Raw genomic sequence first — 12,798 nt, 5'->3', positions numbered from 1 at the left:
CATTCCAGGTAACATTCTCCTGTCGCGAGAAACTGCCCAGCAGCCACGACGGCATCGCGGGATGACCGGCATCCTCCTGATGATGAGCACGCATCCTCGCGGACTCCAGCTCTGCTCGAGCGTCGGGAGGGGAGCTACTCTTCACTTAACCGAGCCAAGAATTCATCAAACCGAGTTCCATAACAAATCTCATCGTCTAGGCCGACAAATGGAACACGGACAATCCTCGCCGGCTCAGTCCGACGATCGAACGCGAAAGCCTCTCCGCCGCCATCCGATCCGAACGCAAGCAAGTGTGGCGCAAATTCGTCGATATGGTGCTGCTCGTTCAAGCTGATAATACTTGCCACGGGCCACAGGACGAGATAACGACCCTTTCTTCCGATTGGCCCCTCAGCGCCATCGGACCGCTGCATGAATTCAATATATCCTGGTGGGAACCCAACCTTGGCTCGTGCCACAAAAGCGCAAATATCCTCGGCCGACGCGGGCGAATTTTGACTGAGTTGCGCGGTGAGCAGTTCGATGTCGATCATTTGCCAATTACCCCTTCCACATGGGTTCGCATACGGTTCCAGAATGTCGTGAGCGGCGCGTGTTCAGCCTGTATGACTGCGATCTTGTTTGATAGATCTGTGGGGCTTCCACCGAATTTAACCGGTGTAATTTCGTGAATTTGCAAGCCCTTCAGCCTGGAATCCGCAGCGTGCAATGCTTGGTTCGTGGCGTTTGCTGCACTGCGAGCTTCGGCATACTCGGGGCCACTGAGCAGTCGAAACGGACCGGAGGGTCGCGGCGCGCCTGCAGGATATCCTGTCCAATCGATAATTGAGAAGGAACCCTCCGGGAGCGCCTTGGCGCCCCCCCTTGCGGCTTGCACTCCAACTGTCGGCTCCTCCGCGAGCGCCGCTAACCCTCTGCCGGTCCCGAAGACGGTCGCTGCCGCGAGGAGCACCGTCTTCGTCCCCGCCGCGCCCGCTACCCGGTAGTCACCTCCGTCGATCGCGAGCGCCGTGTCCGCCGCGCCCCGCCCGATCTGGTAGAGCGGGTTCACGGCGTTCAGCGCGCCGAGGAGCCCGCCCTCTTCGTACCCCGCCCACGCCGCGTTGCCGAGCTCGTATCCGCTGTAGATCCCGAGCGTCAGCGCGTTCAGCGCCAGCGACCGCGCGACCCCCGCCGCCAGCTCGACCGTCCCCTCCGCGGCGCCCAGCAAGCTCTGGCCAACGACGGCGCTGGCGCCCGTGTGCTCCGGCGCCGTGCTCACCGGCTGCGGCACGTACCCGGACGCGCTACCGGTCGTGCTGACGTCGATCGGCGGCATGGCGCCGCCCGTCTCGGCAGCCACGGTGTTGGTATCGGCGCCGGAGCGCGCCTCGTGCTCCGGGGACGGGACGACACTCAGCTTGAGTCCGATCGGCGCCAGGTCGAGCACTTCCCAACGGAACTCCGCGCCGGCCGGCAGCGGTGAGCGAGCCCCGGCCTCCGGGAGCGCTTCCTGAAAGCCGCCCGGGTCGACGTAGGCGAGCGGGTTGTTCAGCACGTAGCTGTACGGGTTCCAGCTCTGCCCGAAGGACGGGATCGAAACGATCGGGTCCGTGGTCAAGAACCGCCCGATCCTGGGATCGTAGATCCTCCCCTTCATGTTCACGAGCCCGAGCTCGTCGTCGCTCTCGTGCCCGGTGAACCCTTGCGTCGTCTCGCTGGAGAACGACGCCGGCGCGGTCTCTCCCCACACGGGGTTCCTGCGCTGGCCGAACGGGTCGTAGCTCCGCCGCTCGATCACGTCGCCGTCCTCGTCGGTGAGCGCGTCGACCGAGCCGAGGTGATCGACATGCACGTACCGCGTGCCGGCGTCCGCGCCTCCGCGGGTCACGATCGCCACAACGCGCTCCGGCGAGTGGACGTGGTACCGATGCTCCGCGGTGCCCGATGCCGCCTTGGTGACCCGCTCGTACAGATCGCCGAAGTAGAGCGTCTCCTGCTCCGGCGTCGTCTTGCGGATCCGCTGCTGGTCGCCGTCGTAGCCGAACGTGATGGTGCTCGCGCCCTGCGTGATGCGCTCCGGCAGGTCGAACGGCGTATAGCGCACGGTCGTGCCGCCGGGCCGCGCGATCTGATTGCCGACGGCGTCGTAGGCGAAGCTGCCCGCACCCGTGCCCGCGCCGGCGCCGGTGACCGCGTGCGGGTGCAGCGGGTCGTCGTACGAGAGCGTTCCGATGTCCGACTTGAAGGTGAGATTGCCGTTCGGGTGGTAGTCGTACCGGAGCGCGCAGGGCGCCGACGCGCTCTCGACGTCGCCGAAGTACGCGCAGGTCAGCCGCTGGAGCGGATCGAAGCGGAAGCGCTCCGTCGTGTTCTCGGGCTGAAGCGCATCGGTGCGGCGCGTGAGATTCAGCAGATCGTCGAACCCGTAGTCCAGGTCCTGCACTTCACCCGCGCCGCTCCGCGTCACCATGTGCCTCAGCCGCTGCTTGTCGGCGAAGTAGCTCCGCTCCGTGACGACGCCGTTGCCGAACACCTCTTCCCGGAATCGCCCCGCGTCGTCCACGTCCGTCAAGCGCCAGTAGGCGGAGCCCGTTCTGCGGTCGCGCACGGCGATCACATGGCCATGCGCGTCGTGGTCGTGGTCCACGACGAACGGCGCCGCGCCGGCCGGCGCCGGATACGTGACCGCCTCGACGCGACCGAGCTCGTCGTAGCCCAGCCTGGCCTCCAGGGAAGCGCGCTCGCCGTCGATGCGGAGCGAGATCGTATCGAGCTGGCCGCGGTCGGTGTACCCGTACGTCTTTTCCCCGTCGCGGCTCGCGAGCGCGTGGAGCTTTCCGATCCCGTGCGCCGCGGTGTCCCAAGTCCACGTGGTCGTCACGCGCTCGGCGCCGTCCCGGTCCACGCGCGTGCGCGGTCGCCCGAGCGCGTCGTACGCCCACGTGGTTTCTCGCCCGAGCGCATCGGTCGACGAAACCAGCTCGCCGAAGCCGTCATGGATCGAGACCGTCGTACCCCGATCGGGGTCGTCGAGCTGCCGGACGCGGCCGAACGCGTCGCGCGTCGTGCGCGTCACGGCGTCGCCCGGATCGGTGACCGTGTGCAGCATGCCGAACGGGCCGTAACTGTAGCGGGTGATCCCGTCGGCTGCGTCGGTGATGGACTCGGTTCGCCCCAGCGGATCCTGCTCGGTCACGGTCACGTGATCGAGCGGGTCGGCGACACGCACGCGCAGGCCATCGTACTCCGTTGTCGTGACCGCGTTCCACGGCGTCGTATGCCGCACCTCGCGGCCTACCGCGTCGTATTCATAGCGATCGTACAGCCTCTCGCTTTCGGGGGTATCTTCGCGGACCGGCACCGAGCGCCGCGCGATGTGCTCGCCCAGCGCGTCGTAGCCAATCTCTTGCAGGATGCGCTTCGCATCGCCCGACCCCTGCGCCGGCTCCGGCTCGGGCCCGTACCACCACCACCGGATCGGGCGGCCGAGGCCATCGAGCTCGATCGTATCGTCGGCCCCGCCGGTCGTGGTGCTTCGCTGCCTCACCCGCCACGCGTCCTGCGCCGGGCCGCCGTCCTTGGTGCGGGAGAGCGTGACCGTCGTCGTGCCATCCGGGCGCGTCTCGACGCCGAGGCGCCCGAAGCCGTCGTACGCCCACGTGGTCACGAGCTGATTCGGATCGACCCGCTCGAGGAGCACGCCGAGCGCGCCGTCGAACTCCACGAGCGTGGTGTGCCCGGCCGCGTTCACGTACTTCTCGGGGAACATGCCCTCCTCGTCGAAGTCCGTGCTGGATGTCCGCTTGTGCCCGAAGGCGTCCTCCGCCGTGACGCCGGTGATGTTCCCGAAATCGTCGCGCGCATAGGCGATCGTCAGCTTCGTGTCCGGCAGGCCGTCGTCGCTCTCGGTGGACTCGGTCTCCACCTCGCCGTAGATCGTGGTCGTTCGCGTGAGGGTCCGGCACTGCGACATCCCCGCCGCCGCGCTGCACTCCTTCTGCGTCTCGAGCTGGCCGAGGACCCAGCGCTCGGTGTCGTTCTTGAACGTCCGCGTCACCTTGAACGTCAGGTCGACGCCGCTCGTCGAGCCCTCCTCGGCGCGCACATTGCCGAACGTGTCGAAGTCCGTCACCGTCGACACCGAGTCGCGCAGCAGCGTCGCGCCGTCGCCTCCAGCCTCGAATTCCCGCACGTACGCCTCGATGGCGGGCGTCGCGCCGTTCGGGGGTGGATAGATCCCTTGCGCTCGCCTCACGCGACGCTCGGTCGGCAGCGTGAAGTACGTCGCGCCGTCGTTCGTCGGTACGAGCGTCTGCGTCACGTCGACGAACGAGAGCTCGATCTGCTCCGGCCTGGGCTGGCTCGCAAGCCCCGGAGCCCAGCGCCAACTCCGCTGGACGCTCCCCGCGAAGGGAAAGACCTGGAGCTCATCGTCGAAGGTGATGTGATCGTACACGTCGAGCGCCGCGGCGCCCGTATCCAGGTCGGTGACGATCCGCTCCCCGAACCCGAGAAATCCTCGGCCCAGCCGGTGGTAGCGCCCGTCGCGGTAGCTGACCTCGAAACGCCGCGGTCGGTCCGCCCCGTTGTTGAGGGCGTACGCGCTGACCACCCGACGAGGCCCGACCACGCAGCGCCGCGGGTAGCCGCAGTCGTCCGCCGCGCCGGAACGTGCGAGGTACAGCGGGCTCTCCCGCGCCGGATCCTGCGCTCCGTCGCCCGCTGCCACCGACGCGTCGCTCAGATGCCCGTAGGAGATGCTCACGTTGGGCACGAAGCCGGGCTCGGTCGGGTCGTGCGCGTTCATCCCGTCGGAGACAGCGACCAGGAGATCCTGGTCGGCCGAGAGGTTCCGGAACACGTTGAACACGCCGCCGAGCGACAGGATCACGTCCTGCGCGCCGTCGCCGTCGACGTCGCCGGTGCGCGCGCCGCGCGGATCGGCGAGGGTGACCGCCTCGCCGAGGCTCGCCTCGAACGGCAGCCCCGGGTCGACCAGCCTGAAGGGCGGCCCCGCACGGTCGCCGGTCGCCAGCAGGACGGCCCATGACGGGAGCACGTCGGAGCCGCCCAGCAGCATGCCTGGTGGAACCGGCGTGAGGAGATCCTGCCGCCCATCGCCGTTGACGTCGAGCGGCACGGCGAACCGGAAGAACGCGTCCTGATCGGGAAGACCGAACAGATCGCCGAAGCTGAACGCGTCCACGGTCCGGAACGGCGAGGCCACGAAGGTCGGGCCCGTGTTGAAGTAGGTATAGAGCTGGTGGTCACCCGGGCCGGATTCGACGGCATCGGGCAAACCGTCGCCGTTCGCGTCGAGAAAGACGACGCGGCCCCCGGGCCATACGACGGGCAGCTCGGTGTCGATCACCTCCCAGCGCCCCTGGCCCCGGCGCATGATCGCGTCGTAGCTCGATCCGAGGAGGACCGTCCCGTCACCGAACCGCCGCAGGGACGGCACGACGAGATCGACCTTGCCGTCGGCGTCGATGTCGAGCGTGTGGAGCTCCGTATCGCAGGGATAGCCGGTGAGCAGCTCGATCGGTTCGCCCGCGGGATCGAAGCCCGCGGGCGTCGCGCCGCGCGCAGGCCTCCAGGGGTGGACGGCCCACACGGCAGCGAGCGGGAGCGGTGCCTGTCCCTCGCGGGCGTGGTCCTCGCACTGGATCAGATCCGGCACGCCATCGCCGTCCAGATCGGCCAGGTGCATCGATGCGCCGGGGCTGCTCAAGCTGGGCGGCGCGGGCGTGCCCCCGAGCGGGAAGGGCCGGCGGATGCCCGTGTCATGGAGCGCGAAGGTCCAGTCCGGTCGGGACAGCAGCACATGCCACGTGACCTCGGTGCCGTAAACATCGTGGATCAGGACGTCCGCCCGCCCATCGTCGTCGTAGTCCAGGACCGTCCCGAGCTCGGGCTGAAGAAGGGCCGGATCGGAGGGTCCCACCGGATCGGCGACCGTGGGCCACTCTTCGAGGAACGCGAGCTTCGCCGGTGCGAGAAAGGACGGCGAGGCGCGCTGCCCGACGTTTCGCGCCACCCGCCACGCGGTGATCGGATTCCTCGGTGTGCTGAGCCCCGCGACCATGTCCGGGATCACGAGGTCATCGCGCCCATCCCCATCGAGGTCGAACACCATCGGGCTCGCCCTCTCGGAGACCGGCTCGTCGATGTCCGTCGTCACCCGCTCGAATCCGGGCCTCGCGTGGCTGTACTGAAAGCGCGTGGGAGGCTTGCAGACCCTGTCGCTCGCGCATTCCTTGACCTCGGTCAGGAGCGTGCGGCTCGTCGTCGGGCTGAGCTCGTAGCGGAACCCGTAGCTCCGGACCAGCGCGTCGCCGGGGCCGAGCATCTGGATCTCTTCGAGGCGAAGCGAGCGCTGGAGCGCCATGCCGCCCGAGTAGCCGGTCCGAATGGCGGCCGGATCCTTCGTCGCGTACACGAAGCGTACCGCCCGCGAAGGCTCGAGCGACGGCGTTCCCTCGAAAGCCGTGTAGCGGATCTCGTCCACCGCGTACTCGGCGGCATGGCCGTCCTCCGCCTCGGCGATGCAGTACGCGTACGTCATGGCGTTGCCGCGGCCGTCGCGGGCCTTGCTCGCGAGCCAGGCGCGCGGGACGCCGCCGCGCGCGAGCGGCTTGCTGCCCTCGGTGCGCCCGTACTCGACGACGCGGCCGGTGGGCAGGGTTGCCTCGAAGAAGAGCGCCTCGGCGGGCGCGCCGCCTTCCGGACCGTAGTGCCCGACCACCTTGACGAAGGTGTCCGGGAACGTCCGGTACTCGATGGTCCCAGGTCCCTCTCCCACGGGGACGAGGCGCTGGCCGTCGAGGCAGAGCGCGTCGTCGCCGTCGTACCGCACGCCGCGGCTCTCCCCGTCTTGCGCGAGGCTCTTCGGACATCGCGTGATCGCGGACAGCCCGGCGATGGCGAATCCGGCGCCGAGCACGCCGTCGTCGCCGTCGCTGCGATACACGAGCTCGATCCGAGGACCCATGCCCGCGCGCGAGGGCGGGGCGGCCAGCTCCATGGTGTACACGGCCTCCCCGGTGCTCGTGACGGAGAACGCCCCCGGGATGGCGCCGGCGGCGACGGTTTCGACCGCCGGTGCGGGGCGATCCGCGGCAGGGCCGTGTGCGCGCTGGGTCCGGCAGGCGACGAGGCCCGGCGGTTCCATGGGCGGGTCGCCGGAGATGCACTCGCACCCCCCCTGCGCGAGCACGCAAGCGAGAAACATCAAGAGCGGGGTGAGGGCCAGCGGCACATGCCGCAGAACGCACGCCATCGCAGCCTCCCTCGCACCGAGGAGGCCATGGCGCCGCGACCCGCGTCAAGCGATGAGCGTGAGTCGGCACCCGTTCCCTATGCTGAGCTCCAGGCATTCATCAGGGTGTCTGTGCCCGGCTGGCGTCCATGCGGTAACAGGGATCGCGCTGCGTCGAAAACGCTTTCGGCCGTCCGCGCCGGAGGCGCAGCACGGCCCGCTCGATCGGACGGTGCATCGACATCATCGCCCGCCCATCGCCCTGGGTATGGCCCTGGCGGCGCTCGGCGAGGGCGACCATGTCATCGCCCAGCGAACCAGGGAACCAGGAAGAACGAGGCTTCGAGAAATCGCTTGACTCCGCCCGCCTGCCCGTGATGCCTTGACGATCAAGGGAGGTATTCTGCGTGGCGACGTCCATCCCCTTCGATCCGACTCCATACCTGCGTCCTCCGAAGCTCGACGTCCGGCAGGGCGTCGCGCTCGCGATCGCGCTCCTCTCGGCGCTGCCGAGGGACGCGACCGCCGGCATGAAGCGCACGGCGCGCGCCGTACGCAAGGCGACGCTCGCCATGAACAAGGCGTGGGACCAGAAGCGGCGCGCGGCCGGCGCCCCGAAGCCCGCGAGCAAGGTCAAGGCGGACCACCGCGTCGATACCGCCTGGGCCGCCCTGAAGATGCGCGTCGATGCCTGCGCCCTCTTGCCGGCCCCGGCGCACCCGAGGGCCGAGCGAGCCAACGAGATCTCGCGGCTCTTGTTCCCGGAAGGCCTCGAGTTCCTCAAGCTCTCGATGGATCTGGAATGGGCCGAGAGCAACGCCCTCCTCGGCCGGATCGCCGAGGACGACGCGCTCGGCAAGGACCTCGTCGCCATCGCGGGCCAGGAGTTTTTGGCCGAGGTGCGCGCCGCCCATGAGGCCTATGGCGAGGTCCTGGGGATCACGAAGGCGCACGAGACGCCCGCGGACGTGGCGGCCCTGCGCGAGCCGCTCCGGGAGCTCGTGGGCGCGATCGGCGATTACCTGCTTCAGGTCGTCGCCAGCGTCGATCGCGAGAGGCCGGAGACGGTCCAGTCGGCGCGCGCGGCGCTGGCCCCGCTGGACCGCCTGCGCCAAGCCGCCGCCCGGCGGGCTGCCGGCAAGAGCGGCAAGGGCGGGCCGGCCGCGGACGAGCACGAGGACGACGAGGAGGCGCTCCCCGAGATCGAGCTCGACACGCCGGTCCCGGACGTGCCGCAGTAGCCGCCCCGTTCCAACGGAGCCGGCGGCGCCGCCCCCTCGTGCAACGTCGCCGCCTCGGACGACCCACGGCGCCTCGAACTTGTACAAGGTTGCCGCCTCGGACGACCCACGGCGCCTCGAACTTGTACAAGGTTGCCGCCTCGGACGACCCACGGCGCCTCGAACTTGTACAAGGTTGTCGCCTCGGACGACCCACGGCGCCTCGAATTTGTACAAGGTTGTCACCCCGGACGACCTGGTCTCCTTCAGTTCACGCCGATCCGTCTTTGTTGACCCGGTGCGCGGCGCCAGGCACCATCCCGCGCGGCGCCCGGCTGGCCTGCCTGCATGGCTGGAGGCTCGAACCCGGCTCGCCACCCGTCCTCTAACAAGCTGTTGAGGTGCTTTGATGCGCGTTCGTACGATTTTCTTGCTCTGCCTTGCCCCCTTCGTCATCGGCTCGCTCCAGGGCTGCGGCGATGAATCCAACCCGGGCGGCGGCGGCGAAGACGGGCCGCTCGGCGCTTGCCCGCCCGACTCCGCGGCGGAGCAGGCGGCGGGCCTAGAGGCGCTCCAGGGCAACTGCAACATCTGTCACTCGACCACGAAGGTGGGGGCGGCGGCCCGCGCCAACGCGCCCGAGGGCGTCAACGTCGACGATGAGGCGTATGTCAGCGGGAACGCGGAGAAGATCTTCGAGGAGATCGACGAGGGCGAGATGCCCCCGACCGGCCGGCTCCAGGACGCCACGGTCGAGTCCATCCGGATCTATCTCGCCTGCGAAACGCAGTAGCACCCCACCCCCTCACGCCACGTCCGAACGCTGGCGCGCCGCCTCGCGAGGCGGCGCGCCAGCGGTCCCCGCCAAGGGCCGCCCGGCCCGCTTGCAGGCCCCGCCAGAGCAGCGATAACGTGGCCGCGGCACCTCCCGGGACATCCCACCTCGGAAGCACGACGGCTCCCTTCGACATGAGACTCGACCCGATGCGTTTACAGCGGGGCTTCAGCTTTGTTGTGGCGTTGACGATTGCCCTCTCGGCCTCCGGGTGCTCCAACGACCCCCCCGAGGGCGAGGGCGCCGGCGGACAGGCGGGGCACGGGACCACCACGACGAGCGGCGCCGGCGGAGACGGCGGCAGCGCCGGCGGCGGGGACGGCGGCAGCGCCGGCGGCGGAGACGGCGGCAGCGCCGGCGGCGGGGGCATGGAGGCAGCGCCGGACTTCGCGCTGTTCATCGTCCCCGCCACCATCGACGTCCCCTATGACGGGCTGACGTCCGTCGATCTCTCGATCCATCGATTCAACGGCTTCGACGAGCCGATCGAGATCATCGTCAACGCACCTCCCGCCGGGCTCGTGTACACGCCGCTCGTGCTGCCGCCCGACGCCGCGTCCGGCGCCCTGGAGGTCGGAGCCTCGGGCGAGCTCACGGCGGGCACGACCTTCAACCTCGAGCTCGTGGCCCGCGCGGAGGACCTCCTGCGGTTCGCCGCGGTCGCCGCCACCGTGGTGACGGCCTCGCCCTGATCGCCGCGGGCCCCGGCGCGCCGCTCCCTCGAGCGCTGTGCGACCGCGCGATCCGGAGTATGGTGCAGGCATGTTCAGGCTGGATGCCCGCTCCGGGGCCGCGCTCGCGCTGGCCTCCGCGCTCGCGCTGACCGCCGCGCTCGGCGCCTCCTGCGCCGGCGCGCCCCCCGCGCAGCGCGGGACGGCGGCCTGCCCGCCGCTCTGCCCGCAGCCGACGACCCCGCCGCCCCAGGCGCCGCCGGGGCCCGTCGTGCCGGGCACGCCGGGCGACGCCCCGGTGTTCGATCCCGAGCGCCTCACGCTCGTGCTGGACGACCCGAGGCTCGCGCCGGTGCAGAAGCTCGTCGCCGAGGAGGCGTACGCGAGCGCGGCCGCCGCGATGGCCCAGGCGCTCTCCGCGCCCCTGTCGCCCGCGGACGCAGCGGCGCTTCGCTACCAGCTCGGGCGGCTGCGCGCGCTCGCGGGCGACCCCCTGGGCGCCGCGAGGGAGTACGACGCGGCGGCGGCCGCCGGCGGGCCGCTCGCCGATTACGCGCGGTTCGCGGCGGCCGATCTCCTCGCCAGGGCGGGGCAGCCCGACGCGGCGATCGAGCGCGCGGGCGCCGTCTCCTCGGACGTCGCGATCGCCGACGAGCTCGATCGCGTGGTCGCCCATGCGCTCGCCGAGAAGGGCGACATCGGGGCCGCGGCCGCGCGCTGGCAGGCGTACCTCGCCCGGAGCTGGCCGGCGTCGACGTGGGTGCCCGAGGCGCTCCGCTTCGCCCGCGCGCTGCTCCGCCATCCGAAAGAAGACCACGCCGAGGAGGCGATCCGGCTCGCCCGGCGCGTCCTCGACGAGGCGCCGGGCGGCGCGGGCGCGGGCGAGGCGAAGGAGATCCTGGAGCAGGCCCTGTCGACGCTGCCGTTCGCGCGGCGCAAGCCGTTCCTCGACCCGGGCCCCGCCGACCTGCTCGCCCGCGCGCGCGCCCTGCTCGCCTCGCGCCAGGACAAGGAAGCGCTCGCCGTCACCGAGGCGCTGATCGCCCTGCCCGAGGCGCAGGCGCCCTCGGCCTTCGCCTGCGACGCGTTCGCCGCGCGCGGCGAGGCGCTCGGGCGCGTCCGGCGGCGGGCCGAGGCCGCCGACATCTACGGCACGGCGATCGAGCGCTGCGGGCCGGCCGCGCCCGCGGCCGCCGCATCGGCGAGCGCGCCCGCCGTGGCCACGGGAGCGAGCGCCCCCGTCGCCGCCGCGGGCGCCCCGCCGCCGCCGCGGGCGCCCCGCCGCCGCCGCGGGCGCCCCCGCCGCCGCCGCGGGCGCCCCCGCCGTCGCCGCGAGCGCCCCCGCGGCGCCCGCGGCCGCGGGCGCAGGCGCGCCCGCCCCCCGGCGGCCCGAGACGCTCTACAACGCCGCGCGCGCGTCGTTCCGCGTCGATCGGCACGCCGAGGCCGCCGCGCGCTTCGCGCTGCTCGAGAAGGAGTACCCGGATCACCGGCTCGCGGACGACGCGCGCTACCTCGGCGCGCGCGCGCTGCTCGCGCTCGGCGATCAGGCGCAGTTCGTCCAGATGCTCACCGCCATGCCCGACGACTACCCGTCGGGCGACATGGTCGCCGACGGCCTGTTCGAGCTCGCGCTCTTCGAGATGGAGCGCGACGGCTGGGCCGGCGCGGTCAGGCCGCTCGAGCTCGGGCTCGCGCGCTTCCCCCACGAGCGCGCGTACCACGCCGCCGGCAGGTTCCCCTACTACCTCGGGCGCGCCCACATCGAGACCGGCTCGCCCGACAAGGGAAAGGCGCTGCTCGAGCAGGTGATCCGCGATTACCCGCTCTCGTTCTACATGGCGCTCGCCCACGCCCGGCTCGCCGACGCCGATCCCGCGGCCGCCCAGCGCGCCCTGTCCGCGGCCCTCGAGCGCGACGCGAGCGCGCCGTACGCCGAGCTCCGGAGCCCCCTGTTCGCGCGCCCGGCGTTCACCCGCGCGGTCGAGCTCGCGCGCCAGGGGGAGGCGAAGCTCGCGCGCCGGGAGCTCGACGCGCTCGGCGTGGGGAGCCGCACGGCGCCGCGCGAGGTGATGTGGGCCTCGGCGTTCCTGCTCGCGCGCGCGGGCGCGCTGCCGCAGTCGTACAGCATCCTGCGCACGGCGATGGCGAGCGACGGCCGCGTCGAGCTCGCGGGCGACTGGGTCGACCACTACCCGGCCGGGCGCTGGCGCAGCGCCTGGGAGCTCGCCTACCCGCGCCCGTTCGCCGCCCTCGTCGCCGCGGAGGCGAAGCGCAGCGGGATCCCCGAGGCCCTCGCCTACGCGATCATGCGCGAGGAGTCGGCCTTCGACCCGAAGGTGGCCTCGCCCGCGCAGGCGTACGGGCTCATGCAGCTCATCGTGCCGACCGCGAAGCGCATGGCCAAGCCGCTCGGGCTGCCGTCGAGCGCCGAGGCGCTGAAGCGGCCCGAGGTCAACATCGCGCTCGGCTGCCGTTACCTCTCGGTGCTGCGCGGCCAGTTCTCGGACAACCCGCTGCTCGCGATCCCCGCCTACAACGCGGGCGGCGGCGCGCCGAAGCGGTGGATCGCGGAGCGCCCCTCGCAGAGCTTCGACCTGTGGGTCGAGCGCATCCCGTACGAGGAGACGCGGCTCTACACGAAGCGCGTGCTCACGAGCCTCGCCGTCTACGAGCTCCTCTACACCGGCGATCAGCCGAGCGAGGCCCTGCGCACCCCGCTGCCCGCGAGCCCGGCGGCGCGCTCGGCCGTGGCGAACGCGGCGCCGTGACGCGCGCCGGGGCTCGCGGCGCGCGCGGCGTGCCCCGCCGCGCCCCGGCGCCCGCCGC

At 71.4% G+C, this 12,798-nt stretch carries 8 protein-coding genes; 4 read left to right on the top strand and 4 right to left on the bottom strand.

The window, feature by feature from the left end:
- Positions 1-134 precede the first annotated feature (134 nt).
- The 3 genes from NQZ70_RS07115 to NQZ70_RS07105 form a co-directional block, all read right to left on the bottom strand.
- The gene (locus tag NQZ70_RS07115; RefSeq protein ID WP_129573538.1) at positions 135-536 is read right to left on the bottom strand and encodes an SMI1/KNR4 family protein; all 402 of its coding nucleotides are present in this window, start codon (positions 534-536) and stop codon (positions 135-137) included.
- Positions 533-7,264, bottom strand: a complete 6,732-nt coding sequence (locus NQZ70_RS07110) for an RHS repeat-associated core domain-containing protein (protein WP_237245113.1) — start codon at positions 7,262-7,264, stop codon at positions 533-535. The genes NQZ70_RS07115 and NQZ70_RS07110 overlap by 4 nt, the downstream gene beginning before the upstream one ends.
- 100 nt (positions 7,265-7,364) lie before the next feature.
- Positions 7,365-7,664 carry a hypothetical protein gene (locus NQZ70_RS07105; protein WP_129573537.1) on the bottom strand — a complete coding sequence of 100 codons (300 nt, stop codon included), beginning with the start codon at positions 7,662-7,664 and terminating at the stop codon, positions 7,365-7,367.
- On the opposite strand from NQZ70_RS07105, the gene NQZ70_RS07100 reads away from it, so the two are divergent.
- The 3 genes from NQZ70_RS07100 to NQZ70_RS07090 all read left to right on the top strand — a co-directional run bounded on the left by NQZ70_RS07100 (position 7,651) and on the right by NQZ70_RS07090 (position 9,990).
- Positions 7,651-8,484, top strand: coding sequence for a hypothetical protein (locus NQZ70_RS07100; protein WP_129573536.1), 834 nt, complete (start codon positions 7,651-7,653; stop codon positions 8,482-8,484). The genes NQZ70_RS07105 and NQZ70_RS07100 overlap by 14 nt on opposite strands.
- Before the next feature lie 388 nt (positions 8,485-8,872).
- On the top strand, positions 8,873-9,256 hold the full coding sequence (locus NQZ70_RS07095; protein WP_129573535.1) for a cytochrome c: 384 nt from the start codon (positions 8,873-8,875) through the stop codon (positions 9,254-9,256).
- Positions 9,257-9,483: 227 nt separating this feature from the next.
- On the top strand, positions 9,484-9,990 hold the full coding sequence (locus tag NQZ70_RS07090; RefSeq protein ID WP_129573534.1) for a hypothetical protein: 507 nt from the start codon (positions 9,484-9,486) through the stop codon (positions 9,988-9,990).
- Between the two features lie 528 nt (positions 9,991-10,518).
- Here the strand turns inward: NQZ70_RS07090 and NQZ70_RS07085 are convergent.
- Positions 10,519-11,115: a hypothetical protein gene (locus NQZ70_RS07085; protein ID WP_272828027.1), complete on the bottom strand. Its 597-nt coding sequence runs from the start codon at positions 11,113-11,115 to the stop codon at positions 10,519-10,521.
- A 431-nt stretch (positions 11,116-11,546) separates the two neighbouring features.
- On the opposite strand from NQZ70_RS07085, the gene NQZ70_RS07080 reads away from it, so the two are divergent.
- A complete protein-coding gene (locus NQZ70_RS07080; protein WP_272828025.1) occupies positions 11,547-12,740 on the top strand; it encodes a lytic transglycosylase domain-containing protein in 1,194 nt (397 codons plus the stop codon).
- Positions 12,741-12,798: the final 58 nt, after the last annotated feature.

Origin of the sequence: Sorangium sp. So ce836 (genome assembly GCF_028553905.1) — a bacterium.
Classification (GTDB): domain Bacteria; phylum Myxococcota_A; class Polyangia; order Polyangiales; family Polyangiaceae; genus Sorangium; species Sorangium cellulosum_D.
Note: the sequence above shows the minus strand (reverse complement) of the source record. Positions and strands in the feature narration are given on the sequence as shown.

Bases quoted from the DNA above. Each gene is read 5' to 3' on its own strand.
- NQZ70_RS07115 (WP_129573538.1), bottom strand. From the start codon at position 536: ATGATCGACATCGAACTGCTCACCGCGCAACTCAGTCAAAATTCGCCC.
- NQZ70_RS07110 (WP_237245113.1), bottom strand. From the start codon at position 7,264: ATGGCGTGCGTTCTGCGGCATGTGCCGCTGGCCCTCACCCCGCTCTTG.
- NQZ70_RS07105 (WP_129573537.1), bottom strand. From the start codon at position 7,664: ATGGACGTCGCCACGCAGAATACCTCCCTTGATCGTCAAGGCATCACG.
- NQZ70_RS07095 (WP_129573535.1), top strand. From the start codon at position 8,873: ATGCGCGTTCGTACGATTTTCTTGCTCTGCCTTGCCCCCTTCGTCATC.
- NQZ70_RS07085 (WP_272828027.1), bottom strand. From the start codon at position 11,115: ATGTCGGCGGCCTCGGCCCGCCGCCGGACGCGCCCGAGCGCCTCGCCG.
- NQZ70_RS07080 (WP_272828025.1), top strand. From the start codon at position 11,547: ATGCCCGACGACTACCCGTCGGGCGACATGGTCGCCGACGGCCTGTTC.